Annotated in this window: 27 protein-coding genes; 8 read left to right on the top strand and 19 right to left on the bottom strand. The window is 61.9% G+C overall.

All coding sequences use genetic code 11. The annotated features are described in order from the left end of the window. Positions 1-146: 146 nt before the first annotated feature. Complete coding sequence (gene rlmB, locus FGL65_RS01295; protein ID WP_147819132.1) at positions 147-914, top strand: 23S rRNA (guanosine(2251)-2'-O)-methyltransferase RlmB; 768 nt, start codon at positions 147-149, stop codon at positions 912-914. A 23-nt stretch (positions 915-937) separates the two neighbouring features. Then, positions 938-1510, top strand: coding sequence for a class I SAM-dependent methyltransferase (locus FGL65_RS01290; RefSeq protein WP_147819130.1), 573 nt, complete (start codon positions 938-940; stop codon positions 1508-1510). A 22-nt stretch (positions 1511-1532) separates the two neighbouring features. Here FGL65_RS01290 and FGL65_RS01285 read toward each other — a convergent pair whose 3' ends face one another. The 12 genes from FGL65_RS01285 to FGL65_RS01230 form a co-directional block, all read right to left on the bottom strand. Further along, positions 1533-1910: a hypothetical protein gene (locus tag FGL65_RS01285; protein WP_147819127.1), complete on the bottom strand. Its 378-nt coding sequence runs from the start codon at positions 1908-1910 to the stop codon at positions 1533-1535. A 59-nt stretch (positions 1911-1969) separates the two neighbouring features. Beyond that, entirely contained in the window at positions 1970-2251 is a 282-nt protein-coding gene (locus FGL65_RS01280) for a hypothetical protein (protein WP_147819125.1), read from the bottom strand. Between the two features lie 267 nt (positions 2252-2518). Next, positions 2519-2737, bottom strand: a complete 219-nt coding sequence (locus FGL65_RS01275; protein WP_147819123.1) for a hypothetical protein — start codon at positions 2735-2737, stop codon at positions 2519-2521. 190 nt (positions 2738-2927) lie between these two features. Further along, positions 2928-3197 carry a flagellar biosynthesis protein FliQ gene (gene fliQ, locus FGL65_RS01270; protein ID WP_147819121.1) on the bottom strand — a complete coding sequence of 90 codons (270 nt, stop codon included), beginning with the start codon at positions 3195-3197 and terminating at the stop codon, positions 2928-2930. A 34-nt stretch (positions 3198-3231) separates the two neighbouring features. Continuing rightward, positions 3232-3972, bottom strand: coding sequence for a flagellar type III secretion system pore protein FliP (gene fliP, locus FGL65_RS01265; RefSeq protein WP_187170604.1), 741 nt, complete (start codon positions 3970-3972; stop codon positions 3232-3234). A 22-nt stretch (positions 3973-3994) separates the two neighbouring features. Further along, positions 3995-4390 carry a flagellar biosynthetic protein FliO gene (fliO, locus tag FGL65_RS01260; RefSeq protein ID WP_250645542.1) on the bottom strand — a complete coding sequence of 132 codons (396 nt, stop codon included), beginning with the start codon at positions 4388-4390 and terminating at the stop codon, positions 3995-3997. Continuing rightward, a complete protein-coding gene (gene fliN, locus FGL65_RS01255; RefSeq protein WP_147819117.1) occupies positions 4383-4931 on the bottom strand; it encodes a flagellar motor switch protein FliN in 549 nt (182 codons plus the stop codon). The genes fliO and fliN overlap by 8 nt, the downstream gene beginning before the upstream one ends. Before the next feature lie 83 nt (positions 4932-5014). After that, entirely contained in the window at positions 5015-5518 is a 504-nt protein-coding gene (locus tag FGL65_RS01250) for a flagellar basal body-associated FliL family protein (RefSeq protein WP_147819115.1), read from the bottom strand. A gap of 95 nt (positions 5519-5613) precedes the next feature. Beyond that, the gene (locus FGL65_RS01245) at positions 5614-6339 is read right to left on the bottom strand and encodes an OmpA/MotB family protein (protein ID WP_147819113.1); all 726 of its coding nucleotides are present in this window, start codon (positions 6337-6339) and stop codon (positions 5614-5616) included. 2 nt (positions 6340-6341) lie between these two features. Beyond that, entirely contained in the window at positions 6342-7163 is an 822-nt protein-coding gene (locus FGL65_RS01240) for an OmpA/MotB family protein (protein ID WP_147819112.1), read from the bottom strand. Positions 7164-7190: 27 nt separating this feature from the next. Continuing rightward, complete coding sequence (locus FGL65_RS01235) at positions 7191-7952, bottom strand: motility protein A (RefSeq protein ID WP_147819110.1); 762 nt, start codon at positions 7950-7952, stop codon at positions 7191-7193. 146 nt (positions 7953-8098) lie between these two features. Then, the gene (locus FGL65_RS01230; protein ID WP_147819108.1) at positions 8099-8806 is read right to left on the bottom strand and encodes a YggS family pyridoxal phosphate-dependent enzyme; all 708 of its coding nucleotides are present in this window, start codon (positions 8804-8806) and stop codon (positions 8099-8101) included. A gap of 273 nt (positions 8807-9079) precedes the next feature. Here FGL65_RS01230 and FGL65_RS01225 point away from each other — a divergent pair, with 273 nt between their 5' ends. Continuing rightward, on the top strand, positions 9080-9547 hold the full coding sequence (locus FGL65_RS01225) for an L-2-amino-thiazoline-4-carboxylic acid hydrolase (RefSeq protein WP_187170482.1): 468 nt from the start codon (positions 9080-9082) through the stop codon (positions 9545-9547). 1 nt (position 9548) lies between these two features. Next, the gene (locus FGL65_RS01220; RefSeq protein WP_147819104.1) at positions 9549-10460 is read left to right on the top strand and encodes an AEC family transporter; all 912 of its coding nucleotides are present in this window, start codon (positions 9549-9551) and stop codon (positions 10458-10460) included. 196 nt (positions 10461-10656) lie between these two features. On the opposite strand, the gene FGL65_RS01215 is transcribed toward FGL65_RS01220, so the two are convergent. The 6 genes from FGL65_RS01215 to FGL65_RS01195 all read right to left on the bottom strand — a co-directional run bounded on the left by FGL65_RS01215 (position 10657) and on the right by FGL65_RS01195 (position 16950). Beyond that, positions 10657-11940 (bottom strand): transcription antitermination factor NusB, encoded by a 1284-nt coding sequence (locus tag FGL65_RS01215; RefSeq protein ID WP_147819102.1) that lies wholly within the window; start codon positions 11938-11940, stop codon positions 10657-10659. Positions 11941-11942: 2 nt separating this feature from the next. Then, a complete protein-coding gene (locus FGL65_RS18110) occupies positions 11943-12080 on the bottom strand; it encodes a hypothetical protein (protein WP_187170481.1) in 138 nt (45 codons plus the stop codon). 139 nt (positions 12081-12219) lie between these two features. Next, on the bottom strand, positions 12220-13047 hold the full coding sequence (locus FGL65_RS01210; protein ID WP_147819100.1) for a DUF116 domain-containing protein: 828 nt from the start codon (positions 13045-13047) through the stop codon (positions 12220-12222). A gap of 420 nt (positions 13048-13467) precedes the next feature. Further along, the gene (locus FGL65_RS01205; protein WP_147819098.1) at positions 13468-14472 is read right to left on the bottom strand and encodes a hypothetical protein; all 1005 of its coding nucleotides are present in this window, start codon (positions 14470-14472) and stop codon (positions 13468-13470) included. 209 nt (positions 14473-14681) lie between these two features. Then, positions 14682-16106, bottom strand: a complete 1425-nt coding sequence (gene gltA / locus FGL65_RS01200; protein ID WP_147819096.1) for an NADPH-dependent glutamate synthase — start codon at positions 16104-16106, stop codon at positions 14682-14684. After that, the gene (locus tag FGL65_RS01195) at positions 16096-16950 is read right to left on the bottom strand and encodes a sulfide/dihydroorotate dehydrogenase-like FAD/NAD-binding protein (RefSeq protein ID WP_147819094.1); all 855 of its coding nucleotides are present in this window, start codon (positions 16948-16950) and stop codon (positions 16096-16098) included. The genes gltA and FGL65_RS01195 overlap by 11 nt, the downstream gene beginning before the upstream one ends. 276 nt (positions 16951-17226) lie before the next feature. On the opposite strand from FGL65_RS01195, the gene FGL65_RS01190 reads away from it, so the two are divergent. The 3 genes from FGL65_RS01190 to FGL65_RS01180 all read left to right on the top strand — a co-directional run bounded on the left by FGL65_RS01190 (position 17227) and on the right by FGL65_RS01180 (position 20419). Continuing rightward, the gene (locus tag FGL65_RS01190; RefSeq protein WP_147819092.1) at positions 17227-17637 is read left to right on the top strand and encodes a hypothetical protein; all 411 of its coding nucleotides are present in this window, start codon (positions 17227-17229) and stop codon (positions 17635-17637) included. 97 nt (positions 17638-17734) lie between these two features. Next, positions 17735-20209: a heavy metal translocating P-type ATPase gene (locus FGL65_RS01185; RefSeq protein WP_147819090.1), complete on the top strand. Its 2475-nt coding sequence runs from the start codon at positions 17735-17737 to the stop codon at positions 20207-20209. Positions 20210-20221: 12 nt separating this feature from the next. Continuing rightward, entirely contained in the window at positions 20222-20419 is a 198-nt protein-coding gene (locus FGL65_RS01180) for a heavy-metal-associated domain-containing protein (RefSeq protein ID WP_147819089.1), read from the top strand. A 260-nt stretch (positions 20420-20679) separates the two neighbouring features. On the opposite strand, the gene FGL65_RS01175 is transcribed toward FGL65_RS01180, so the two are convergent. Beyond that, entirely contained in the window at positions 20680-20895 is a 216-nt protein-coding gene (locus FGL65_RS01175; RefSeq protein ID WP_147819086.1) for a hypothetical protein, read from the bottom strand. Between the two features lie 247 nt (positions 20896-21142). Here FGL65_RS01175 and FGL65_RS01170 point away from each other — a divergent pair, with 247 nt between their 5' ends. After that, positions 21143-25570, top strand: coding sequence for a hybrid sensor histidine kinase/response regulator (locus FGL65_RS01170; RefSeq protein ID WP_187170480.1), 4428 nt, complete (start codon positions 21143-21145; stop codon positions 25568-25570). The last annotated feature ends 111 nt before the right edge of the window (positions 25571-25681 follow it).

Genomic DNA, 25681 nt, shown 5'->3' with positions numbered 1-25681 from the left:
GGAAAGTCTAGAAAATGTCTTAAAGTTCGGTTGATGCCAGTGATAACCTGCTATCCTACCTTTTGACGGATTGCAATAGCGGGCCGAAAGGGCTACTCAGGCGCCATGGCGCGTGAGCGCCGAATACCTCAGATTTTGGAGCGAAAATGAAAAAAAGAGACGACAAGCCCGAGGAAGGGGGCAAGACGCTGGTCATCGGCAACAAGCCCGTACTTGAATTGCTTGAGGATTCTCCTTCCCGCGTGGATTTTGTCTATTTCAAGAAGGGCCGGCACGACAAGGCCCTGGATGCGATCGTCGACCTGTGCAAGAAGGTCAAGGTGCCCTTCAAGTCCCTGCCGGCCCAGAGCATGGACCGCATGTACCGGGGCAACCACCAGGGCGTCATCGCCCAGGCAGCGGCCCTGGAATATGTGGAGCTGGACCGGATTCTCCGGGATGCGCCCGATGCGCCCCTGCCGCTCATCGTGGTGCTGGACCAGGTGCAGGACCCGGGCAACGTGGGCGTGCTGGCCCGCACCCTCTACGCCCTGGGCGGAGCCGGCCTGGTGGTGGGTCGCCACCACGGCGCCTATCTCGGCACCGGCGCGGTCAAGGCCAGCGCGGGAGCCCTGAACAAGATGCCCGTGGCCAAGGTGGCCAACATCAGCCGCGCCCTGGAGGAATGCGTCAAGGCCGGGTATACGGTCTACGGCGCGGGCACGGGCGAGAATTCCGAGAATGCATACGCCTGCCCGCTGCGGCTTCCGGCCGTGCTGGTGCTCGGCAACGAGGAAAAGGGCATCCGCCCCGGCGTGGCCAAGCACTGCGACATGTCCCTGGCCATTCCCTTTGCCCGCGATTTCGATTCCCTGAACGTGGCCCAGGCCGGAGCCATTCTCATTGCCCAGTTCTCCAAGGGCGTCCTTGGCTAGATTCCCATAGCGCAGGAGATTCCATGCCCACCAGCCACCCGGCCCAGCTGAACGAGATCGTGACCATGATCATGATGACCCGGCCCGCGTCCATGCTCGACGTGGGCGTCGGGTTCGGCAAGTACGGCTTCCTGGCCCGGGAATATCTCGAGATCTGGGGGGAGGAGGAGCGCTATGCCCAGCGGGAGGTGCGCATTGACGGCATCGAGGTCTTCGAGCGGTACCTGACCCCGGTGCACGAGTACGTCTATGACAATATATATGTAGGCGACGCGGCGGATCTGCTGCCGCGCATGGATAACGGGGCCTACGACCTGCTGGTCATGTGCGATGTCCTGGAACATTTCGGCCGGGAACAGGGCGAGCGGGTGCTGGAGGAGTGCCTGCGCGTGAGCCGCAACGTGCTCGTTTCCGTTCCCCGCGACGTGACCGAGCAGGGAGCCGCCTTCGGCAACGAGCATGAGCGCCACCGCTCCTCCTGGACCGAGACTGACTTCCAGGGGGAAAAGCCTTCCTTCATCTATCCCAACCAACACTCCATCATCGCCTATATGGGCGACGACGCCCTGCGTCTGGCCCGGATGCTTCAGGGCTAGAATCGCCCGGCGGAACGGCCCGCTACAGGGCCTTGTTGTCGGGGTGCCTGGCCTCTATCTCCCGGAGCAGCTTCCCTGCTTCCCCGGTCACTTCCCTGACCGCGTCATTGGACCCTCGATTGATGGCCTCCACCGCGTCCTTGGCGTCCTGCCTGGCCTCGTTGTTCACGCACCGGATGTATTCGTTCACCATGTTCACGTAGGCGTTGTAGACCTTGATGGCCGTGCCGTAGCTCTTTCCGTCGGAAATGGTTGGCACTGGCGGGGCGGCGGGCTTGGTGCAGGCGCTGGCCTTCCAGCCCATGTCCTTGCCGATTTCGGTGTCGCCGTAGGAACCGGCCAGGGCCGCGCCGGGAAGCAGGATCAGGACGGCTATGCAGCCGGCGAGCAGTCTGTTCATGGGGTCTTCCGGGGATGCGTTGAAAACGAAAAAGGGAGGCCGGAGCCTCCCTTGCGTCGCTATTGGATCCAGCCGTTGAGGGCCTCGACGATCTTTTCGGCCTGGGACTTGCTGGAGATGTTGAATTTGGACTTGGGGCGGTAGGTGCCGCTGACCTTCTGGTAGCGGCGGATGGAATACTTTTCCGGACCGTACTCGCCCTTGGCCCGGTTCCATTCCTGATAGCGGAACAGGATGGTGGTCCATGCTCCCTTGGACAGGATGACCTTGTCCAGTTCCTGGACAATGAGTTGGTCATCCTCGGTGTAATTGATGGTGATCTCATCTACTGTGGCAGCCACGTCTTAATCCTCCTGAGTGAAATACAGGCCGCAGCGGTTGCGGTCCGTGGCTTTCTCTACATGCTCGAGCCCAAAAGGGCAACCCGGTGAGACTTCTCGGGCCGACTTTCAGCCAACCTCCGGTATCAATTGTAAAAAATGTGCCGATTTTTGCGCGCCGACGCTTTGATCCTGGAAAATCGAGCCGCAATCCGACAGCAAAAGGCCCGCCAAAGCGGGCCTTTTGCTGTCGGGCTGGGGGCAGGATGAAATGGGAACCCCGTCAGGCTAACGGTGCTGCTGGAAGGCGTCGCGCTTGAAGAAGCAGTAGAATGCGTCGTTGTCTTCGCAGAGGTGCGGATACTTTTTGCCCACCTTGCGGAAGATGCGGCGCAGGATGGAGTTTTTCCGGAAAAAGCGGGTGGCGATGAAGTGCTCCGCAACAACTCCCGCTACGGTCAGCACAAAGGCCAACAATCCGTAAACAAAGTATAATTCCATGGTCATATTCTATTCTCCTTAAGTGTGTTTTCTTACAGGATACGCCGTCGCCGGGTTTCGTCAAGGGGGGGCGGTCAAATGAATTAGTTCACAAATGCGAAAACGTCCTGGGCCCGGGAAAAATCCGGGTCCAAGACGCGCTCTCAATCAAGGGTTTTCCCAGGGGAATAAGCCTCTTGGGCCGTTGGCGGTGTCCCTATTTGATGTAGTTGGGCAGGTTGAGAAAGAGATTGGTGGTGTAGGACATCATCTTGTCCATGATCCAGGGAAAGGCGATGAGCAGGGCCAAAAAGATGGCGATGATCTTGGGTACGATGGTCAGGGTCATTTCCTGCAGCTGGGTCGCCGCCTGGAAGATGCTCACGGTCAGACCCACGACCATGCCCACGGCCAGCATGGGCAGGGCGATCATCAGGGTCATTTCAATGGCTTCTCGTGCGAATCCTATGACGAATTCCGGTGTCATGACGGACTACTCCTGGGATATTCCCTGTTTGTCGTCACTGGAAGGTGTTCACCAGCGAGCCGATGACCAGGTTCCAGCCGTCCACCAGGATGAACAGCAATATCTTGAACGGCAGGGAAACCATGACCGGCGGCAGCATCATCATGCCCATGGAGAGCAGGATGCTGGCCACCACCATGTCCACGATCAGGAACGGGATGTAGATCATGAACCCGATGGTGAAGCCGGTCTTGAGCTCGCTGATGGTATAGGCGGCCACCAGCATCATGAGCGGCACTTCTTCCTTGTTCTTGGGCCGTTCCATCTTGGAGATGGAGTAGAAGATGGAGAGGTCCTTTTCCCGGGTATGCTTGAACATGAATTGCCGGATGGGATCCTCGGCGCGCTTCAGGGCCTCGTCGAACGGGATTTCCTCGGCAATGTAAGGCTGCAGGGCCAGGTTGTTGATCTGGCTGCCCACGGGCCACATGATTACGAAGGTCATGAAGATGGCCAGGCTGGCGATGATCTGGTTGGGCGGCATCTGCTGCGTGCCCATGGCCTGGCGCAGGAAGTGGAAGACGATGATGATGCGCGTGAACGAGGTCATGGTCAGCATGATGGCCGGGGCCATGGTCAGCACCGTGAACAGGAACAGGATCTCCAGCAGGGTGGAGATTTCCTTGGGCTCGGCCTGGCCGGCAGCCAGGTTCAGCGTCAGCTTGGGAATGACCGGGTCCTGCGCAAAGGCGGCCGTGGCGAACGCCAGCAGGCCTGCCGCAGCGGCAAGGGCCATGAGCAGCTTGACGCCGCAGCGATCAGGAATCCGAACCATCGACGTTCCTCTTGAGCAGACTTGCGAAATTCATGGACAGGGAGCCGTCCTCTTCTTCCTCTTCCTCGCCTTCCAGCTCGGTGAGCAGGGAGATCCGTTCCTCGGTCACCCCGAGCACCAGGGTCTTGTCCCTGTAGCGCACCACGGTCACGCTCTGGCGGTTGCCGAGCAGGAGCCGCCCCAGCAGCCGGGGGTTGTGCGAGCCGCCCCGGGCCGGCGTGGCGCCATAGGGGCCGTAGCGCCTCAGGAGCCAATAAGCCAGAAAAATGACGCCCAGGATCAGGCACAGGTACCCGGCCGTGGAAAAGACACTGCCGATACCTGCGTCCCCCAGCGGCGCAGCTGCCGTGGCGTTGGCGGAAAATGCCGTGCTATCCAAGCTGCTTCACCCGTTCGATGGGGCTGATGATGTCCGTGAGGCGGATACCGAATTTCTCGTTGATGACCACGGCCTCGCCGCGCGCCACCAGCTTGCCGTTGACGTAGATTTCCAGGGGTTCGCCCGCCAGCTTGTTCAGCTCCACCACCGAGCCCTGGCCCAATTGCAGGAGCTCGTTGATCAGCAGCTTGGTGCGGCCCAGTTCGGCCGAGACATCCAGGGGGATGTCCAGGATGAACTCCAGGTCGCGCTTCATGCCGTCGCTGGTGGCGGCCTTGGCCTCGGCGGTCATGTCCTCGAACTGCGCCGGGTGCGCCTGGGTGGCCAGGAAGGCCTGTTCCTTTTCGTCGCGCACGTCGTCGGCCTCGGTGTCCGCAAGCGCGGCGGCCCATTCATCGGCCAGCGCCTCGTCCGCGGACGCCCCGGTGTCGGCGTCGGCCGCCATTGCCGCCATATCGTCGTCCGCGACGTCGCCGCCGTCTTCGTCTCCGCCCAGTGCAGCGGCCCATTCTTCAGCGAGTTTGTCTTGTTCGTCAGCCATTGTGCCTTACCTCGTTTCCCAAATGGTTGTTTTCGTTCGCGACCCGTGCGGATCGGCCCGAAAACGACAATGCAATAACCGTGCTACTGGATAACCATTTCCGTAATGTACACTCGCAGGATGCTGCCGTTGCCCAGGATCTGGTTGAGCCTGCGCACGATCTCCTGCTTGAGCTCCACCTTGGACTTGAGCGTGGACAGGTCGTCAAAGGTCTTGCTGGAAAGCAGAAGCAGCATGGTGTCCTTGATCTTGGCCTCGTTCTTGTTCAGGGATTCGGTGACCTTCTCGTCGCGCACCTCCACCTCGACGCCCAGCTTGAGGTAGCGTCGGCCCAGGGGGTCGGCCAGGTTGACCAGGAACAGGGGCAGGGGCACCAGGGTGCCTTCGGCCTCTTCCATCATCTGCTGGTCCTGGGACTGATCGGTCTTTTCGGCCTGGGCGTCCTCGGCCGGGGCCGCAAAGAACTTGGTGTATGCGAAGTAGCCCCCGCCTGCCAGCACAACAAGCAGCACGGCAATGATGATCCACTTGAGCTTGCCGCCCTTTTTCGGTTGTACGTCTTGATCCTGGAGTTCTTCGTCTGCCACGGTTACCACCTTTGTTTTCGTTTAATCATTACTTCCTATCCTGAAATGCCTTGTTTTTCCACTAGTGCGGCCATTCGGCCCCCCGGCGGCCGGGGCTAGGGATAACTGCCTATGGGCCGGTTGGTCTTGAGCAGGATCTCCACCCGCCGGTTCTTGGCCCGCAGGGCCGGATTGTCCCCGGTATAGCGCGGCCGGTCATTGCCGTAGGCCGAGAGGGTGAACCGCTTCTGGCCGATGCCCTTTTCCACCATGTAGCCGAGCACGGACAGGGCCCGGTCCTCGGAAATTTCGTAAGGATTCACACCGGGCTCCTGCGTGTCGGCATAGCCGATGAGGTTCACGGGCGCGGACATGTAGCTGATGACCGGTATGAGCTGGTCCACCACGTATTTCCCGGCCGGGGAAAGCTCCCGCTGTCCCTCCTCGAAGAGCAGGCCGTCGGTGATGACCAGGGCCACGCCGTCGTTGCGGGCCAGGATCTCCACGTTTTCGTCCAGGGTGGCCCGGTTCAGCTCGGGCGGCATGGTGTCCTCGGGGTAGAGCAGGTCCTTGATGCGGTTTTTCTTGTCCACCACTTCCCAGGGCTTTTCCATGAGCTCGGCAATGAGCCGCTCCGTGGCCGTGACCCGCCCGGAGCCGCGCCGCTCCAGCAGGCCCAGGTCCGCCGTGGTCAGGGTCACGGTGGTCAGGATGCTGTTGTCCATGGACGACATGGTCAACAGGAGCACGAAAAAGGTCAGCAGCAGGGTGGTCAGGTCCGAGAACGTGACCAGCCAGAGCGCCAGGGGCGGGCATTTTTCCGGTTTTTTCTTCTTGCCCATGGTCATGGCTCCGGTGTGGTGTCGCGCACGTCGAAGATGAATCCGTCCACATCGATGCTGCCGGGCTCTTCCCTGGTGCGCTCGGGCAGTTCCTCGAGCCTGTCGCGTTCCAGGGAGGAGCGCTTGTCGAGCACGAAGTCCACCCGGCGGTTCATGCGCCGGTCCTCGGGGGTGTCCATGCCGCGCGCCGGAGCGAACTTGCCGAAGCCCTCCACCTTGAGCTTTTCGGGATCCATTCCGTTATCGATAAGCCAACGGTAAACCGCCAGGGAACGAGCCAGGGAGATCTTCCAGGACAGGTCCGGGATCCTGTCCTCGTCCCCGGGCTTGTAGGCCTGGCCCAGCTCGTCGCGCAGCTCCGAGGTGTGGCCCGCCAGGAGCAGGGGATAGTCCACGTTGCGCAGGGTGGGCAGCACGGTCTGCATGAAGCGCTCGCCCTCGGGAGAGAGCGTGGTGCCGCCGGAGTCGAAGAGCACGTCCGTGTTGACCGAGAGCACCTGCACGAAGCGGTTGGACTGGAAGTTCAGGTCCTCGTCCGCATAGTCCCAGAGCAGGGGTTGCAGGTGCAGGAGGTCGCCGGTGTCGATGGGGCCGGGCTCCACGGTCTTGCGGGTGTTTTGCTTGGAAAAGACTTCATAGGACTGGTCGTGCCAGCCGAAGGTGCCGATGATGGAGCCCAGGGCGATGAGCTTGCGGCGTTCGTCCACCTTGGCCATGGAAACCAGGAGCACGAAAAAGGTCAGCATAAGGGTCATGACGTCCGTGAATGTGATGAGCCACGGCGGCATCTCCTCGCAATTGCTTTTCTTTTTCTTTTTGGCCATGCGGCGCTCCCGGCCTGTGCAGGCAGGCTAGTCCTCGGTCACCCGGTCCTTGGGCGGCAGGTAGCTGTTCAGCTTTTCCTCGATGATGCGCGGGTTTTCGCCCTTGGAGATGGCCAGGATCCCTTCCAGGATCATTTCGCGCAGCAGCACTTCCTCCTTGCTGCGCGTCTTGAGCTTCCCGGACATGGGGTTGAGGACCAGGTTCGCCAGGATCGCGCCGTATAGGGTGGTCAGCAGGGCCACGGCCATGGCCGGGCCGATGGTGCTGGGGTCGCTCATGGTCTGGAGCATCTGCACCAGGCCGATAACCGTACCGATCATGCCCATGGCCGGGGCCAGGGTGCCCATGACCGCCACCACGTCCGCGCCGGTTTCATGGCGCTCCTGCAGATAGGAGATCTCGGTCTCGAGGATTTCCTGGATGGTCTGGGGCTCCAGGCCGTCCACGGTGAGTTGCAGGCCCTTGCGCATGTAGTCGTCGTCGATCTCCTTGAGCAGCGGCTCCAGGGAGAGGATGCCTTCGCGGCGGGCGCGGTTGGCGTAGTCCTTGAAACGGTCGATGACCATGGACGGGCTGTCCAGGGAGGAGAAAAAGGTGTTCTTGATGACCGCTATGACCCCGATGACGTAGTTCATGGGGTAGTTCACCAGGGCGGCCCCGATGGTGCCGCCGAGCACGATGAGGGCGGAGGGCACGGAAACGAAGATCATCAGGCTGCTGCCGGTCATGATCGCCGCCAGCACCAATCCGAAGGAGAGCACAATTCCTATGACGGTTCCTAGATCCATACCACCCTCTCCGGTTGCCCCTAAGCATCCATCAGCTTGGTTGCCTCATGAAATCCAGTCCCTGGCGTACCGCAAGAGTACGCGCCGGTCCTGGATTTTCCTTGCGCCTTGCTGCTGAATGCTTGTGAACAACCTCCCTGTTTATATTACTTTTTATACGGGCGTGGCCCGAAAATCCTTGTTCCGATACGCACCAGGGTCGCGCCTTCCTCCACGGCCGGGACAAAGTCGCCGGTCATGCCCATGGAAAGGTGCGGCAGCTTCATGTCCAGCCGGGGCTCCAGGCTGTCGCGCAGTTCCCGGAGCCGTGCGAACACCGGGCGGGCGCGCTCGGGCTCGTCGAAAAACGGCGGCATGGTCATGAGCCCGACCAGATGAAGGTTTTCCAGCCCGGCCACTTCCTCGGCCATTTCAAAGAGGTTGTCCTCGTAAATGCCGGACTTCTGTTCCTCGTGCGCTATGTTGACCTGGACCAGGATGTCCTGCACGACTCCCAGCTCCGAGGCTTTCTTGTCCAGCATCTTCGCCAGCTTGAGCGAATCCACGCTGTGCACCAGGGCGAACTGCCCGGCCACGAACTTGGCCTTGTTGCTCTGCAGACCCCCGATGAAGTGCCAGCGCAGGTCCAGGTCCGCCAGGGTTTCCTGCTTGCCCAGGGCCTCCTGGACATAGTTTTCCCCGAAATCCACCTGCCCCGATGCGTGCAGCGCCCGGATGGACTCGGCCGGATGGATCTTGGACACGGCCACGATGGTCACGTCCCCTGGGTTCCTGCCGCAGTTCCTGGCAGTCTCGGCCACTTCCTCTTGCACCCGGGCCATGCGCCCGGCCAATTCCCTTTCCAGATCAGTCATAGTTTCGTCATATCCATGCCTTAGGGATTCTTATCCTTTATCGGCGCTTGGTTTATTTAGTTAAGTGATTATTACCCAATTACCATAAAAAGGACAACTGAGCAGGGTTTTTCACCTGGGGATAAACCTACTGCATCTATTCGAAATGACAAGAGATAGATTTTTTCTAGACATTTTCATACGTTGAGAGAAATAAAATAATTATTTGGTTGGCGAGCAGTGCCCGAACCTTTTGAACTGGCTGGAGAAACCGTTGTGTGGTACGCAGGGGCCATGAAGATCACCCAGCTGGAACGCAGGAAGATAGAGGCGGACATGATCGGGCTGCTCTACAGGCAGATGTGCGAGGCCATGCCCCAGGAGGCGGCCCTGGCCGTGGTGCGGGCGGGCCTGGAAAAAACGGCTTTTCGGGACGGGCGGGCTTTTGCGGCCCAGGCCCCGGACGGCCCGAGCCTGGAACATTTCAAAAGCGTGGTCGGGCTCTGGGCCGCGGGCGACGCCGTGGAGCCCGAGATTCTGGAGGACGGGACTGATGTCTTCCGGCTGAACATCCTGCGCTGCGAATATGCCAACGCCTACCGGGAGCTCGGCCTGCCCGACGAACTGGTGCGCACCATTTCCTGCTGCCGCGACGAGCCCTTTGCCCGGGGCTACAGCGAGCGCATCGAGTTCCGGCGCACCCGGACCATTGCCGGGGGTGCGTCCCACTGCGACTTCCTGTACCGCTGGAAGGAGGGCTGACATGCTGCATGTGATTCTGGCCGTGGCCCCGGTGTTCGGGCTTGTCCTGCTCGGGTGCGTGCTGCGGCGTCTGGATTTTCCGGGTCAGGGCTTCTGGGCCGTGTCCGAGCGGCTGACCTATTACGTGCTTTTCCCGGCCATGCTGGTGCAGGGCCTTTCCGGCCGTGAATTCCAGGACAGCGCCACCCCGCTGGCCACCTCCCTGGTGCTGGCCGTGGTCTGCGTGGCGGGGCTGCTGCAAGGCGTCCGTCATGCCGTGAATCTCCACGGCCCGGCCTTTACCTCGGTCTTTCAGGGGGCCATCCGCCCCAATACCTATGTGGGGCTTTCCCTGGCCGCCGCCCTGCTGGGCCCGGACTGGATGGGGCTTTCCGCCGTGGCCCTGCTGACCCTCATCCCGCTGGTGAACCTGCTCTGCGTGCTGACGCTTTCGCGGCACGGGGACAACGGCGTGGGCGGCGTCCGCAGGGTGCTGCTGGAGCTGATCCGGAACCCGCTCATCCTGGCCTGTGCGGCGGGCATGGCCATGAACGCCTTTTCCCTGGAGCTGCCGGGCGTGCTTTCCGACCTGCTGAATCTGCTGGGCCGGGCCGCCCTGCCCATGGGCTTGCTGGCCGTGGGCGCGGGGCTGCGATTTGCGGGCGTGCTGGCGTCGCTCAAGGGCGTGGCCGTGTCCTCGGCCGCGCATCTCGTGCTGCTGCCCCTTTTGGCCGTGCTGTTCTGCTCCATGCTCGGCGCGGGCAACGAGGCGACCCTGGCGGCCGTCATCTTCACGGCCATTCCCGTGTCGGTGTCGTCCTTCATCCTTGCCCGGCAGATGGGCGGGGATCACCAACTCATGGCCCAGATCATCACCGCGCAGACCGTGCTGTCCGTGGTCACGCTGCCGGTGTTGCTGCTCTTGCTCGGTTAGGAAGGCCATTGGCGGGCAAAGCAAACCCCGGGTTGCCGGTGCGTCTTTGACAGGGGCAAGCCCGTTATTTTGAATTTGAATGGATATTGAAAACGCCCGGAGGCTCTGCGAGCCTCCGGGTGTTTTCGCTGAAAAGTTTGGGAGGGGGGAGCGCGAGAGGGGAGCCCTTTGCAAAGGGCTCCCCTCTCGCCAAAAATCAGACTTTGACCACGGCACCCCAGAAGAACTCATTCAAATGGGAATCCGGAGACGTGGTGAAGGTATCCCCCACCTGTGCGTGGGCGTGGCGCTTGAGCAGCCGGTCGAGCTGGCGCTCGTTTTCGTCCGGGTTGAGCGTGCAGGTGATGATGGCGATGGTGCCGCCGGGCTTGAGCACGGAGACCGCCTTGTCCAGGATGCGCGCCTGGAGCTGTTCCAGCTCGGCAACGTTGTGCGGAGTGCGCCGCCACTTGGTGTCCGGCCTGCGCGAGAGCACGCCGAGCCCCGAGCAGGGCAGGTCCAGCAGGATGGAGCCCGCGCCCTTGATGGGCGGCTCCTGGTCGGCCCGGGCCGCGAAGACCGGTATCTTGGGCAGCTCGCGGTGCAGGGCGTTCAGCCTCCCCAGGTGCACGTCGCTGGCGAAGATGTCGTCGATGCCCATTTCCTTGAGCACCCGGCTCTTGCCGCCGCGTCCGGCGCAGGCGTCCCAGATGGGCGTGGGCCACTGCTTGGGGCCGAGCATCTCCACCACCTGGCGGGCCGCAAAGCTCTGGCGGTCCATGGGCGGGTCGGCCTTGGGCAGGGGCGTGCCCGGCTGGAGCGCGAAGCTCATGCCGTCGATGTCGATGATGCCCGGGTTGGCGGCCAGCTCGTTGTAGAGGATGTCCGCGTCCGGGTGCCGGTAGAGGTTCAGGCCGATGGCCGGGGGCCGGACCTGGGCCTCCAGGTAGTGCCGGGCAATGTCCTGGCCGTAGCCGTTGGTCCACAGCTGAATGATCCATTCCGGGCAGGAATAGTAGCGGCAGAGCGTCTCGATTTCCGTGGCCCCTTCCGCGTACCATTCCATGTCGTGGACTTCGTCCCCGAGCTCGGAGACCCTGCGCAGCACCGCGTTGAACAGGCCGGTGAGCCGCGCGTTGGGCTTGGTCTTGGCGAAGTCCACGGCCCAGTTCACCGTGGAATAGGCAGGGATGCGCTCCAGGTAGAGCAGCTCGTAGGCGGCAACGCCCATGGCCAGCCGCATCTTGGGCGGCAGCTGGGACGGGTCCTTGAGGTAGCGGGACAGGATGTATTCCAGCCGTCCCTTGAGGCGCAGGTATCCGTAGCAGAGCTCGGTGGCCAGGGCCGCGTCGCGCGGGTCCATGTTCCGGCGGCTGGAAAGGGCTCGGTCCAGGGCTCCCTGGATATCCGTATCCGCTCCCAGGCAGCGGTGCAGGGCCTCGAGGGCCGCTTCGCGGGCCGGGGGCAGTCGTTTGGGTGTGTTGTTCTTGGGTGCGGGCATGGCTAGCTCCTGGCGCGCGGCGCATGGTTCACGGGCACGCGGATGCGCCCGAAGGATCGGGATGGTTCGGGGAAGCGGCCGCCGTGTTTGCCGCCGCAGGAAGGGCGGCGCGGACCGGTGCGTTCCGGAAACTGACGCATATCGACCTCCAGGCCGTTCAAGGTTCTTCGCGATTCAACGAGGCCGCGGCGCGAAAAGCGCCAGCCTCTGCCATTATTCCGGATGCTGGGACAATAGGAGCCTTTGGGGAAGAGTTCAAGGCAAAAGTCTTGGGCGACCCTACAACTTAACTGCCTCGCCCGTACCGATGGCCACGCCCTTGGGGCGGGACCGGGCATCCTCCCGCAGGAAGCGGTGCAGGGCCTGCTCCACCAGCTCCAGGTCCACGGTGGTGTCCAGGCAGGGGCCGTTGGGCCGCTCGTTGAGCACGCCGAACACGGGCAGGGGATAGGTGTCCTGGATGCCGCTGGAAAGGTCGCGCTGGCAGGCCACTGCAATGATGAGCTTGGGCCGGAGCTGGACCACGATGCGCCGGGCGATGGTGCCGCCCGTGGCCACGGCCAGGTGCACGCCGTACTTGTCGTGCAGGTCCAGGAGCCCGGCGATGGGGCACTTGCCGCAGCGTTTGCAATTGTTGATGTCGTAGGTCAGGCGCTTGTCGCAGGTGCTGCATTGCAGACAGTGCGGCATGAGCAGCAGGATGTCCTTGGGGTCGTAGCGGCTTGCCTCGGCCAGCACCAGCTCGTTGTTGACGCTGACAAAGGAGAGCATGATGGCCTTCTTGTCGATGCCGAGCCCCTTGCCCACCAGGACCATGAGGGGCAGGAAGAGCTTGATGGCCAGGCCCCGGAAGCGGCGCGAGCCCGGGATGGGGCGCTTGAGCACGATGTTCAGGAACAGGCCCCAGTAGGCCCAGCACACGAACCCGCCCAGGAAGACGAGCAGGCCGCCGAGAATCCATTTCGCCACCGGGTGGATGGCGTCGAGGCCGATATAGGGGATGAGCCAGAGCAGCATGAGCAGCAGGCAGACCACAAAGCAGGCCGCGCTGATCAGGCCGATGAACAGGCGCTTTCTGGTTCTTCTGATTTGTTTCGGTGCGATCATTTCGGCGATAAGTGTACGTGGAAGCGGAAGGGCCGTCTACTACCGGAAAGTTGGGTGGTTGTGAATGGTTTTATTGGGGATTCTGGCCGCCCTGCTATTCCCAGAGGGCTAATCGCTGCCTTGAAATTGCCTAGATTTTTCATAAAAGCGATAGGTGCATGTCGGCTTTCAGCCGAATCAAAAAAGTACTGTGCACCTCAGCTTTTTCGAGAACCATTTGAGGAAAGGACGGAAAGAGAGTGGCCTGCTGCCCCTCCCTCTCCTTCTTTTTACTATATACGGCGGCGGGAGAGGGAGATTAGAATGTAAGTTTTGTCCGTCGGAATTGTGCGAACGCACAAAAAAACACGCCGGAAGGCGTGTTGGTTTGAGCTTGTGGGAAAGGAGAGGCCCGAAGGACATGGGCCTCCCCTTTGTTGGCTATATCTTGAACGCCTTGAGGTATTCCACGATTTTTCCCGAATGAATTTTGAAAGCCTCTTCTGGCTTCAAGTCATCATACTCCTTGGTTGAGAACATGAAGCTGCCCACTTTTACTCCATTTCGATAAATGATGTTTTCGGCTTCATAGAAAAAGTCGGTTGTAAAGAATCCATTATCGTACTCGTAGTCGTGAGCGATGATCTCAATTGTGTATTCGTTGTCAGGGGAGTGGGTGAACAGTTTCCCTTTGTGGATTTTCAGAAAGGCCTTGTTCGGCACGATAAATTTGATGTTGCCCAGGAGCCAGAGGTTCTGTGCAATTGCGTCGAAATCTCTTCCTGAAATACGACTGTCATTGCCGGAATTTGCAAAGATATCCATTAGCGTGCCGTCAATGTGCGCTTTTTGGGTGGGGGCGGAAGCAAGGTTTGCTTTGCTGATGTCTTTGATGAAGTCTTCGGTGCATCGGCTGATGGCCCGGTGCAGTGCTTCCACCCCGGGAGCCTGGGTAATGCAGTTGGTGGAGCACTCGCCGAGTTCAAAATCCACGACGTTTTTATAGGAACCGGAAGCGACAGAGGCACCTGTCTTGGCGTCAATCAGTTCATAGTCGGCGGCAAAAAGGGCTTCGGTTTTGAGGGATAGCAGGCTTACATGGCCGGGGCGCAGGGCAGAAATTGTCACCCTGACAGAATAGACAGGGGCAGTCTTATCCGACCCGTCAGCTTTTGAGAGAGCGTCTGCTACAATAGTTTTAACCTGGGTGTAGTAGTTGTTTTTCTGTCCTGCCGCCATGGCCGCCCGCAGGTCGTTCCCTGGCATCCCGCTGTCATTTGATTTCATGCCACGAGGCTCCTGGATGAGAACCCCGGCAATCCTCACCTTTGGGGGCTGTGTCGAGATATAAGCCTTCGGTTCGGGAAGGGGCGGGCAGACAGTGGGGGCGCAGCCATAGCCAGCCAACATCATCAACAGCAGTACAGCAAAAAAGACCTTTTTCATCCTCTCTCTCCAGATCGTATATATATGATTGCTTCAAGACTAGAAGGGTGCCAATACGCTGAGCCGTAAAACCCGTCAAGCGTGGGAGGAAATGGCGCAGGGCACATAAAAAAACACGCCGGAAGGCGTGTCGACAAAAAGTTTTGGAAGTGGGGGTATGGGGGCGAAACCTTTTGAAAAAGGTTTCGCCCCCATGAAGTCTTGATGAATTACAGCAGCCGCTTGGCGATTTCCATGGCCGCGCGGCGTCCGGCGCCCATGGCCGAGATGACCGTGGCCGCGCCGGTGACGATGTCGCCGCCGGCAAAGACGTTGGGGATGGAGGTTTCGCCGGTCTTCTCGTCGGCCTGGATGTAGCCCCACTTGTTGAGCTCCATGTCCGGGGTGGCTTCGAGCAGGATCGGGTTCGGGCGCGTGCCCACGGCGATGATGGCCATGTCGCACGGCACGTCCTCGGTGGCCCCTTCGATGCAGACCGGGCTGCGGCGGCCGGACGCGTCGGGCTCGCCCAGCTCCATGCGCTGAACGGTCATGGACACGAGGTTGCCCTTGTCGTCGCCGTTGAAGGCCAGCGGGCCGCACAGGGCCTTGATCTCGATGCCTTCCTCGATGGCGTGGTGCAGCTCTTCCAGGCGCGCGGGCATTTCATCCTGCGTGCGGCGGTAGACGATGGACACCTTGTCCGCGCCCATGCGCTGGGCCGTGCGGGCCGCGTCCATGGCCACGTTGCCGCCGCCGAGCACGGCCACATTCCTGCCCATGTAGGTGGGGGTGTCGTAGTCCGGGAAGTTGTAGGCCCGGCCGAGGTTGACGCGGGTCAGGTATTCGTTGGCCGAGAACACGCCCACCAAGTTTTCGCCCGGGATGTTCAGGAAGCGGGGCAGGCCCGCGCCCACGCCGATGAAGATGGCGTCGTATCCCTCGTTGAGCAGGTCCTGGATGGTGATGGTCTTGCCGCCGACCCAGTTGGTGACGATTTCCACGCCCAGGGCCTTGAGCGCGGCCACTTCCTTGGCCACGATCGCCTTGGGCAGGCGGAATTCGGGAATGCCGTAGATGAGCACGCCGCCCGGCTCGTGCAGGGCCTCGAAGACCTTGACCCTGATGCCCTTGGAGGCCAGGTTCCCGGCCACGGTCAGGGACGAGGGGCCCGCGCCGATGCAGGCCACCTTGAGGTCCTCGCGCTCCATGGCGCAGGCGTGGGTGCCGGTGATCTCCTCGCAGGCGTCGTCGGCGTGGAAGGTGTCGGCCACGAAGCGCTCCAGGCGGCCGATGGCCACGGGCTCGTTCTTCTTGCCCAGGATGCACATGCCTTCGCACTGGTTTTCCTGGGGGCAGACCCGGCCGCAGACCGCGGGCAGGGAGTTGGTGCCCAGGATGGTGCTGTAGGCGCCTTCCAGATCGTTTTCGCAGATCTTGCCGATAAAGCCCTTGATGTCGATTTCCACGGGGCAGCCCTTCTGGCACAGGGGCTTCTTGCATTGCAGGCAGCGCTGCGCCTCGGCCATGGCCTGCTCGCGGGTGTATCCCAGGGCCACTTCATTGAAATTGCGGATGCGTTCCTGCGCCGGCTGCTCGGGCATGGGCACGCGCGGGCCGACCTTGGAGGGTTTCTTGGGGGTATTATTTGCCATGGCAGCGACACCCTCCCTCCTGCTTGAACCCGTCCATGGATTTCTGCTCCTGGTCCCGGAACTGCCAGAGGCGGGACTTGAGCTCGGCGAAATCCACCTGCTGGCCGTCGAATTCCGGGCCATCCACACAAGCAAATTTGGTTTCCCCGCCCACGGTGCAGCGGCAGGCTCCGCACATGCCGATGCCGTCCACCATGATGGAGTTGAGGCTGACCGTGGTCTTGACGCCGAATTCCTTGGTGACCTTGGCCACGGCCTCCATCATGGGCACGGGACCGATGGCCACCACTTCGGAGACGTTCTTGTCCTCTTCCAGGCGCTTCTTGAGCACTTCGGTGACAAAGCCCTTGTGCCCCACGGAACCGTCGTCCGTGGCCACCAGGACTTCGGGACAGAAACCGTCCAGTTCGCATTGGAACAGGAGCAGCTCCTCGGTGCGCGCGCCGATGATGGCCACCACGTGGTTGCCCGCCTCGTGGTGCCCCTTGGCGATGTGGTGCATGGCCGCAATGCCCGTGCCGCCGCCCACGCAGATGACAGTGCCCTGCTTTTCGATATGGGTCGGCTTGCCCAGCGGGCCGCAGACGTCGAGGATCTCGTCGCCCTCGTTCAGCGTCTGGAGCTGGGCCGTGGACTTGCCCACCACCAGGTAGACGATGGTGATGGTGCCCGCTTCGCGGTCCTTGTCGGCGATGGTCAAGGGAACCCGCTCTCCCTGCTCGTCAATCCGCAATATGACGAAGTTTCCGGGTTGTGCCTTTTTCGCGATTTGCGGAGCATCTATGACCAGAAGCGAAGTCTGGCCGGGGATCAGCTCCTTTTTGTGCAAGATCTTGTATCCCATGATTACTGCCTGTCCTGAAATTGGGGGTTGAAAGGTGTTGTCCGGCTTGGGGAAGACCGGGCTAGTTTGGTTACAAACAAGCGTGCCTCTTGTCAAATGAAGCGCGAATTGCTATATGAAATATTGATTAATGTATCGGCTTTTCCGAAGGAGCGGGAAGGCCGCCGAGCGTCCCTTCTGGAGTGAGGGCGGCACAGGGCCGTAGGGACAGCCGGGCACGGTTTCGTGTCCTGGCTTTTTTTATGGGAAAAAAGCCGGGATTGGTGAGGGTTTGCCATGAACGTCGATGCCATCCGGCAGTACCAGCGGACGCAGGCCATTCCCGCGCAGGGAAGCGGCGCTGCCTCTGGCCGGGAAACGCCCAGTGCGCGGCTCAAATGCCGCACCGTGGGCTTTTCCCTGGGCAAACTCGGCATCGAGTTCTCCTCCCGGGACATGGAACTGGACCAGTCCCTTTCCCCCGAAGCCGCGGAAAGCCGCCGCAAGGCCAACGCCTATGGCGCGGAACGCCAGGTCGAGGGGCTGCGGGCCCAGGTGGCCCAGCAGGCCGTCAACGACCGCCAGGCATCCTTCGGCTCCGGGGAGTGCGCCTCCCTGTTCCAGCGCCGCCGCGGCCTGGCCGCCTACAGCCAGACAACCACCCCCGAAGCGCCCCTCCCGGGCTCCATGTTCAAGGCCGCGGTCTAGCCTCCCAATTTTATTTCGCCGCTTGCCTTGCCTTTGTTTCGTTGATAACTATTTTCAACTGAACGATTCGATCACCGACATTCTGGAGAAAGAAGTCATGAGCAAGGCTCAAGCCAATATCAAGGGCATGCACTGCGCGGCCTGTTCGGCCCGCATCGAGCGGGTTGTGGGCGGCATGGAGGGCGTGCGGGACGTGAACGTGAACCTGGCCGCGGAGAGCATGGATCTCTCCTTTGACCCCGATTCGCTGAACATCGCGGAGGTGGGGAACCGCATCAAGGCTCTCGGGTTCGAGGCCGAATTCGTCTCCGACAGGGAAACCCTGGACCTGGGGCTCGGCGGCATGCACTGCGCGGCCTGCTCGGCCCGCATCGAGCGGGTGGTCGCGGCCCTGGACGGGGTGGAGAGCGCCAGCGTGAACCTGGCCGCCGAGACCGGCCGGTTCGAATTCGACCCCAAGGTCGTGGGCCGCCGCGAGATCCGCAAGGCCATCCACGACGCGGGCTTCACCACCGAGACCCGGAGCGCCGGGACCTCGCGTTTCGAGGAAAAGCGCCGCGAGGCCGAGGAACGGCTGCGCACCCAGAAGCTGGAGCTCATCCCGGCCTTTCTCTTTGCCTTGCCGCTCCTGGTCCTCAGCATGGGCCACATGTGGGGCATGCCCCTGCCCCTGTGGCTCGACCCCTTCATGCATCCGCTGACCTTCGCCCTGGTTCAGCTCGGCCTGGCCCTGCCCGTGGTCTGGTCCGGCAGGCGGTTCTATACCCAGGGTATTCCGGCCCTGCTGCGCGGCGGCCCCAACATGGATTCCCTGGTGGCCGTGGGCACGGGCGCGGCCTTGGCCTATTCCCTGTGGAACACCCTGGAGATCCTCCTGGGCGTGGAGCCGGTGGAACGGGCCATGGACCTCTATTTCGAGTCGGCCGCCGTGCTGATCGCCATGATTTCCCTGGGCAAGTATTTCGAGGCCCGGTCCAAGCTCAAGACCTCGGACGCCATCCGCTCGCTCATGAAGCTGGCTCCGGATACGGCCACCCTAGTCGCGGACGGGGAACAGCGCGAGATTCCCGTGGACGAGGTGGAGCCGGGCGACACCCTGCTGGTGAAGCCGGGAGAGCGCATCCCGGTGGACGCCGTGGTGCTTTCGGGCCGTTCCCACGTGGACGAGTCCATGCTCACGGGTGAATCCGTGCCCGTTTCCAAGGACGAGGGAGACCCGGTCGCCGGGGGCACCCTCAACACCACGGGCGCGCTCACGGTCCGCGCCGAGCGCGTGGGTGCGGACACCATGCTGGCCCGCATCATCCGCCTGGTGCAGGAGGCCCAGGGCTCCAAGGCCCCCATCGCCAACCTGGCCGACCGCATCAGCTACTATTTCGTTCCGGCGGTCATCGGCATCGCCATAGCCTCGGGCCTGATCTGGTTCACGGTGGGCGGGGCGGACTTCCCGTTCAGCCTGCGCATCTTCGTGGCCGTCATGGTCATTGCCTGCCCCTGCGCCATGGGGCTGGCCACGCCGGTTTCCATCATGGTGGGCACGGGCCGGGGCGCGCAGCTGGGCGTGCTCATCAAGAGCGGCCGGGCCCTGCAGGAGGCCGGAAGCATCAATGCCGTGGTCTTCGACAAGACCGGCACCCTGACCCACGGCAGGCCCGAACTGGTGGAGACTTCCGTGTTCAACGGCATGGCGGGGGACGAGGCCCTGCAACTGGCCGCCGTTGCCGAGTCGCAATCGGAACACCCCCTGGCGCAGGCCCTGTTGCGTGGGGCCGCTGCCAAAGGCCTGGCCATGAACGAGCCCGAGTCCTTCGAGGCCGTTCCCGGGCGGGGACTGCGGGCCACTGCGGGCGGGCGCAACGTGCTCATGGGCAACGCCGAGTTCATGCGGGAAAGCGATATTCCGGACGCGGCGTCCGATGCCGTGGTCAAGGCCGCCGACGCCCTGTCGGGTCAGGGCATGACCGCTCTGTTCATGGCCGTGGACGGGAAGATGGCTGCGGTGTTCGGCATTGCGGACAAGCTGCGCGACGAGGCCCCGGCTGTTGTCTCCCGGCTGCATTCCATGGGCATGCAGGTGATCATGCTCACCGGCGACAACAAAACCACGGCCGAGGCCGTGGCGCGCCAGGCCGGCATTGACCGGGTCATTGCCCAGGTGCTGCCGGACCGCAAGGCCGAGGAAGTGGAGAAGCTCCAGGCCGAGGGCCTCAAGACCGCCATGGTGGGCGACGGCATCAACGATGCGCCCGCACTGGCCCGGGCCGACCTGGGCCTGGCCATGGGATCGGGCATCGACGTGGCCGTGGATTCCGGCGACGTGGTGCTTATGAAGGGCGACCTGAACGCGCTGCTCACGGCCCTGGGCCTGAGCCGGGCCACCATGGCCAACATCAGGCAGAATCTTTTCTGGGCCTTTGCCTTCAACACCATCGGCATCCCGGTTGCCGCCGGGCTGCTGCACGCCTTCGGCGGGCCCACCCTGAACCCCATGATGGCGGGCACGGCCATGGCCTGCAGCTCGGTCACCGTGGTTTCCAATGCCTTGCGGTTAAGATTTTATGAAAACAAATAAAGGAGTTGTGGTATGGCGGAAGTAAAAGTGAACGGCATGAGCTGCCAGCATTGCGTCAAGTCCGTGACCGATGCCCTGGACGCCCTGGACGGCGTGATCAACGTCTCCGTGGACCTGGCCAGCGGCATTGCAAAGTATGACGAGGAAAAGCCGGTTCCCGAGGACGCCGTCAAGGAGGCGATCAGGAAGATCGGTTTTGAAACGGAATAGCGGTTGCCGATGAGAGCACGCCTACGGCGTCGTTTCCAAAAGGGGCAGTCCCTCGTGTATGCTTGAATACACGTCGGGTCTGCCTTTTTATTATTCCTTATATACGCACTTTTCCAGGCGACCTTGCCAAGCCGCAGGCTTGCAAGAGGGCATCGTATTCAAGGCGCAAGGAAAAGACTTGCCCGACGCGTATCATGCACACGTAAGGGTGAGTCTTTTTCGCAGCAACGATGAAGCAGGCGCCTTGTCGGCAGCCTGTTTTACGAGATAGCCTGCATGGCCTCCAGAACGAGTTCCTCGCTGGGCTCGTACTTGGGCGCTTCGCAGGAATGGTCCTGCATGAACAGGGCGGAGATGCCCATGTTCGGTACCTCCAGGCCCACCAGGCAGGTGCTGCAGACGTTCCCCTGGCCGTAGTCCATGAAGAAGTCGTGGTTCTCGATCTGCTTGCCGCACAAGATACAGGTATGTCTCATGGTCGCCCTCCACGGGTGGTTATTTTTTTGACGTCTGGAAATCCCATTCAAGTTACATGCCGCTGGAAATAAAAATATAATGTGCTATGTTCGCTGTGGTCTTTATGGTTGTTTTCTGTAATCTTTGCTCAAGGATTAAGAACGGGTACGTTTTCGCGGTATGGGGTTTGCGAATTTCCGGTGTGAGCGAGGTGCACTGCGGTGCATCCGGGAAGGGGGCATCAATTTCCTGCTCGGGAGATTTCTGATGAAGCGCGTTGTTTGGGCTGTTGCGTTGGCGGTGAGTGCGGTGTTCCTGTTGGCCGGTGCGGGCGAGTCCCTGGCGGCCGGGCGAAGTCTTCGTTTCGACAGGCTGACGGCGGAGGACGGCCTGTCCCAGTCCCATGTGCTGTGCATGATCCAGGACTCCAAGGGATTCATCTGGATCGGCAACTACGAGGGCCTGAACCGCTACGACGGTAACAAGGTCAAGGTCTTCAAGCATGCGCTTGATAACCCCGGCTCCCTGTCGGACAACAACATCCGCGCCCTGCTCGAAGACAGCAAGGGGACGCTCTGGGTCGGCACCAAGACCGGCGGCCTGAACCGGTACGACCGCGTTTCCGGCACCTTCGAGGCCTTTGTCAACAATCCGAACGATCCCTCCAGTATTTCCGGCAACTCGGTGCGCGCCCTGTACGAGGACAGCAAGGGCGTTCTCTGGGTGGGCACCTACGAGGGACTCAACCGTTTCGATCCCGAAACAAAGACCTTCACCAGCTACCGCAACGATCCCGGCGATCCCGGGAGCATCAGCAGCAACGAGATCCGCGTCATTGCCGAGGACCTTTCCGGGACCCTGTGGGTGGGGACCGAGCATGGCCTGAACCGCTTTGATCCGGCCACCGGCACCTTTACCCGCTATCTGGCCGACGGCGGGCCCCAGTCCCTGCGCCACGACCTGGTGCTGAGCCTGTTCGCGGAAAATCCCGGCCAACTCTGGGTGGGCACCGAGGAAGGCGGCCTGCATCTCCTAGATATCGCATCCGGCGTCTTCACTCCCTACCTCGACCCCATCGAGGTGGACGCCATCTACAAGGATCGGGAAGGCGATTTCTGGCTCGGAACCGAGTTCGGCCTGGCCCTGCGCACACAGCGCAAGGGCAGCCCCGGCGCATGGGATTTCGAGTTCTACCGCCACAACCCCTATGACCCCCGCAGCCTGAGCAACGACGAGGTTCGGGTTGTTTTCGAGGACCATTCGGGCGTACTCTGGGTCGGCACCTACGGCAACGGCGCCTGCCGGCTTTCTCCCAAGGTGCAGGCCTTCGGCCTCTACCGGCATGAGCCCTGGAACGAGAACAGCCTGGCCGGTCCCGTGGCCCCGTTTGTCTGGGGCGAGGGCGACACCCTCTGGGTGGGGAACCTCAACAGCGGCCTGAACCGCGTGGACCGGCACACCGGGAACATCACCCGGTTCACGGTGGAGAACGGCCGGCTGCCCAGCGACAAGATCAATTATGTATACGGCGATTCCAGGGGCGTGCTCTGGATCGGCACCCAGGACGATGGTCTCATCGCCCTGGACCGGGCCACGGGAGAGGTGCTCAAGGTCTACCGGAACGATCCAGGGGACCCCGCAAGCCTGAGCATGGACAATATCTGGTATGTCTACGAGGACAGGCAGGGAACCCTGTGGGTGGGCACCAGCAAGCGGGGGCTGAACAAGCTGGACCGGGAAACGGGAACCTTCACCCAGTACCTGCACAACGATGACGACCCGGAAAGCATCAGCCACAACCGCATCCGCAACATTTTTGAGGACAGCAAGGGCAATTTCTGGCTCGGCACCAATGCGGGCCTGAACCTCTTTGACCGCGCCACGGGCAAGGCCCGTTACTGGATGCATGACCCTTCCGATCCCACCAGCATCTCCAACGACCGGGTCACGCCCATCGTGGAAACCCCGGACGGCGCGATCTGGGTGGGCACGGACAAGGGGCTGAACCGTTTTGACGTGGCCGCGGGCGTGTTCAAGCGCTACATGGTCCAGGACGGCCTGGGCAACGACGCCATCCAGGGTATGGTGGTGGACAGGCAGGGCATGCTCTGGGCCAGCACCTACAAGGGCATTTTCAAGTTGAATCCCGTCACCGGCGAGGTACTCAATTTCGAGGCCCAGGACGGCCTGCAGGGAAACGAGTTCTGGATGAACGGCTACACCCGGACAGACAAGGGCGAGGCCGTCTTCGGCGGCACCCAGGGTGTCACCGTGTTCGATCCGGAAAAGGTCAAGCTGAACATGGTGCCCCCGCCCGTGGTCATCACCGGGCTCCGGGTCATGAACAAGCCCGCCCACCTGAAGGAGAACATCACCGAGGCGCAGGAGATCACCCTTTCCTACAGGGACAAGTTCTTTTCCTTCTCCTTTGCGGCCCTGGACTACAACAACCCTTCGGAGAACCGCTTCCAGTACATGCTGGAGGGATTCGACAAGGAATGGGTGGATTCGGGAAGGGTGCAGACGGCCACCTACACCAACTTCGACCATGGAACATTCACCTTCCGGGTGCGCGCCGCCAACAGCGACGGGGTCTGGAACGAGCAGGGGACTTCCCTGCGGGTGATCATCACCCCGCCGTTCTACAAGACATGGTGGTTCCGGACGTTCATCATCCTGGTCTTCGTGGTCGGCTGCTACGCGGGCGTCAAGCTGCGGCTGCGGGCCATCGAGTCCCAGAAGAGAACCCTCGGCCTGCTGGTGGAAAGCCGCACCGAGGAACTCAAGCACGAGGTGGAGCAGCACAAGAACACCTCGGAGCAGCTCAGAAAGGCCAAGGTGGCCGCCGAGGAGGCCAACGCCTCCAAGAGCGTGTTCCTCTCCACCATGAGCCATGAGATTCGAACGCCGCTCAACGCCATCATAGGCACGGCCGACCTCCTGGGCGAAACCCAGATCAACAGCCAGCAGATGCGCTACGTGGAACTGCTGCAGACCTCGGGGGAAACCCTGCTGGCCATCATCAACGACATCCTGGATTTTTCCAAGATCGAGGCCGGTCAGATCGAGCTGGAGAACATCCGTTTCCGTCTGCGGGACGAGGTGGAGGGCGTTGCCGCCACCCTGGCGTCCCAGGCCCATGCCAAGGGGCTGGAAATGGTCTGCCGCATTGCGCCCGGCGTTTCGGAAAGCGTTATGGGCGACCCCACGCGGTTGCGCCAGGTCCTGCTCAACCTGCTTTCCAATGCCGTGAAATTCACGGACAGCGGTGAAATTCTGCTGGGCGTGGAGCCCGCCCCGGCCTCCTACGGCGCGGACGCCCTGCTCTTTTCCGTGCGCGATTCAGGGGTGGGCATCGACCGCCAGAAACTGGAATCCGTTTTCGATCCCTTCCTACAGGCGGACAGCTCCACCACCCGACGCTACGGGGGCACCGGCCTCGGACTGGCCATCTGCCGCAGGCTGGTGGGCCTCATGGGCGGCAGGATCTGGGTGGAAAGCGAGACCGGAAAGGGATCGGTCTTCAAGTTCACGGCCGTCATGTCCAAGGCCAAGGACGCCAGGCAGCAGCCGCTCCCCGAACTTTCCGGCACCAGGGCGCTGGTGGTGGACGACAACGGGTCCAGCCGGGCCATTCTGGCCGAGATCCTGGGGGCCTGGGGCGCGGAAGTCGATGCGCCCGAGGACGGATCCGCGGCCCTCGCCCTGCTCCGGGAGCAGGGGGCCGAGGCCTATTCCCTGCTGTTCATCGACCAGATCATGCCCGGCATGGACGGGTTGAGCCTGGCCAAGATCATCCGCCAGGAATTCGAGGAAAAACCGCCCATCATCATGCTTACCCAGGGGTATGTTGACTGCCACGACATGTTCCCCAAGCTGGGCATCAACAGCTGTTGCCAAAAGCCCTTCAAGCGCCGCGACTTGGTGCGTTCCGTGTTCGAGGCCACCGGCGTGAGCCAGCCGTCCGGCGGCGACGAGGTTCGGCACCTGGAAACGCAATTGCCGCCGTTGCGCATCCTGCTGGCCGAGGACAACCCCTCCAACCGCGAGATCGTGCGGCTGTATCTCATGAATTCGCCCGTGCGCCTGGACATGGCCGAGGACGGAAAGCAGGCGCTGGCCATGTTCAAGGAGAACAAGTACGACGCCGTGCTCATGGACATGGAAATGCCGGTCATGGACGGGTATGCCGCCACCGAGGCCATGCGCGAATACGAAGCGAATCCCGGAGAGGTGCATGACACGCCCATCATCGCCCTGACCGCCCATTCCTTTGCCGAGCACCGCGAACGCTGCCGCCAGGCCGGGTGCGACGACTACCTGGTCAAGCCGGTCAAGAAGCTGACCCTGCTGGACGCCCTGGCCAAGCATGCGGGCTCCAATGCGCCCGAGGCCGAGAGCGCGCCGCAGGAAGTGGTCAACATGAACTTCCGCGACCTGATCAACCCGTTCATCGAGCACAGCCGGGACGACTGCAAGGAAATGGAGGACGCGCTCATCAGGCTCGACTTCCCGGAAGTGCGGCGTCTCGGCCACAAGGTGGGCGGCGCGGCCTACGGGTTCGGCCTCAAGGGGCTCGGCCGCCTGTGCAAGGAACTGGAACTGCTGGCCGACGCCAAGGACGAGTCCAGCCTGCGCCTGTGCCTGGCCGACGTGTACCGCTACCTGGACAAGGTTCAGGTGAGTTACGAATAGGGACGGCCGCCCATAGGGGCGCGTCTACTTTGTTGCTGCAAGAAAGCCAGCTCCTCGCGTATTGGGTCATACGCTGGGGCTGGCTTTTTTTGCGCCGCGAATTCGCACCCT

The organism is Salidesulfovibrio onnuriiensis (genome assembly GCF_008001235.1).
GTDB lineage: Bacteria > Desulfobacterota > Desulfovibrionia > Desulfovibrionales > Desulfovibrionaceae > Pseudodesulfovibrio > Pseudodesulfovibrio onnuriiensis.
Note: the sequence above shows the minus strand (reverse complement) of the source record. Positions and strands in the feature narration are given on the sequence as shown.

What these genes read in the sequence shown, in the direction of transcription:
- rlmB (WP_147819132.1), top strand. Translation starts at nt 147, where the DNA reads ATGAAAAAAAGAGACGACAAGCCCGAGGAAGGGGGCAAGACGCTGGTC.
- FGL65_RS01290 (WP_147819130.1), top strand. Translation starts at nt 938, where the DNA reads ATGCCCACCAGCCACCCGGCCCAGCTGAACGAGATCGTGACCATGATC.
- FGL65_RS01285 (WP_147819127.1), bottom strand. Translation starts at nt 1,910, where the DNA reads ATGAACAGACTGCTCGCCGGCTGCATAGCCGTCCTGATCCTGCTTCCC.
- FGL65_RS01275 (WP_147819123.1), bottom strand. Translation starts at nt 2,737, where the DNA reads ATGACCATGGAATTATACTTTGTTTACGGATTGTTGGCCTTTGTGCTG.
- fliQ (WP_147819121.1), bottom strand. Translation starts at nt 3,197, where the DNA reads ATGACACCGGAATTCGTCATAGGATTCGCACGAGAAGCCATTGAAATG.
- fliP (WP_187170604.1), bottom strand. Translation starts at nt 3,972, where the DNA reads ATGGCCCTTGCCGCTGCGGCAGGCCTGCTGGCGTTCGCCACGGCCGCC.
- fliN (WP_147819117.1), bottom strand. Translation starts at nt 4,931, where the DNA reads ATGGCTGACGAACAAGACAAACTCGCTGAAGAATGGGCCGCTGCACTG.
- FGL65_RS01245 (WP_147819113.1), bottom strand. Translation starts at nt 6,339, where the DNA reads ATGGGCAAGAAGAAAAAACCGGAAAAATGCCCGCCCCTGGCGCTCTGG.
- FGL65_RS01240 (WP_147819112.1), bottom strand. Translation starts at nt 7,163, where the DNA reads ATGGCCAAAAAGAAAAAGAAAAGCAATTGCGAGGAGATGCCGCCGTGG.
- FGL65_RS01235 (WP_147819110.1), bottom strand. Translation starts at nt 7,952, where the DNA reads ATGGATCTAGGAACCGTCATAGGAATTGTGCTCTCCTTCGGATTGGTG.
- FGL65_RS01230 (WP_147819108.1), bottom strand. Translation starts at nt 8,806, where the DNA reads ATGACTGATCTGGAAAGGGAATTGGCCGGGCGCATGGCCCGGGTGCAA.
- FGL65_RS01225 (WP_187170482.1), top strand. Translation starts at nt 9,080, where the DNA reads ATGAAGATCACCCAGCTGGAACGCAGGAAGATAGAGGCGGACATGATC.
- FGL65_RS01220 (WP_147819104.1), top strand. Translation starts at nt 9,549, where the DNA reads ATGCTGCATGTGATTCTGGCCGTGGCCCCGGTGTTCGGGCTTGTCCTG.
- FGL65_RS01215 (WP_147819102.1), bottom strand. Translation starts at nt 11,940, where the DNA reads ATGCCCGCACCCAAGAACAACACACCCAAACGACTGCCCCCGGCCCGC.
- FGL65_RS18110 (WP_187170481.1), bottom strand. Translation starts at nt 12,080, where the DNA reads ATGCGTCAGTTTCCGGAACGCACCGGTCCGCGCCGCCCTTCCTGCGGC.
- FGL65_RS01210 (WP_147819100.1), bottom strand. Translation starts at nt 13,047, where the DNA reads ATGATCGCACCGAAACAAATCAGAAGAACCAGAAAGCGCCTGTTCATC.
- FGL65_RS01205 (WP_147819098.1), bottom strand. Translation starts at nt 14,472, where the DNA reads ATGAAAAAGGTCTTTTTTGCTGTACTGCTGTTGATGATGTTGGCTGGC.
- gltA (WP_147819096.1), bottom strand. Translation starts at nt 16,106, where the DNA reads ATGGCAAATAATACCCCCAAGAAACCCTCCAAGGTCGGCCCGCGCGTG.
- FGL65_RS01195 (WP_147819094.1), bottom strand. Translation starts at nt 16,950, where the DNA reads ATGGGATACAAGATCTTGCACAAAAAGGAGCTGATCCCCGGCCAGACT.
- FGL65_RS01190 (WP_147819092.1), top strand. Translation starts at nt 17,227, where the DNA reads ATGAACGTCGATGCCATCCGGCAGTACCAGCGGACGCAGGCCATTCCC.
- FGL65_RS01185 (WP_147819090.1), top strand. Translation starts at nt 17,735, where the DNA reads ATGAGCAAGGCTCAAGCCAATATCAAGGGCATGCACTGCGCGGCCTGT.
- FGL65_RS01180 (WP_147819089.1), top strand. Translation starts at nt 20,222, where the DNA reads ATGGCGGAAGTAAAAGTGAACGGCATGAGCTGCCAGCATTGCGTCAAG.
- FGL65_RS01175 (WP_147819086.1), bottom strand. Translation starts at nt 20,895, where the DNA reads ATGAGACATACCTGTATCTTGTGCGGCAAGCAGATCGAGAACCACGAC.
- FGL65_RS01170 (WP_187170480.1), top strand. Translation starts at nt 21,143, where the DNA reads ATGAAGCGCGTTGTTTGGGCTGTTGCGTTGGCGGTGAGTGCGGTGTTC.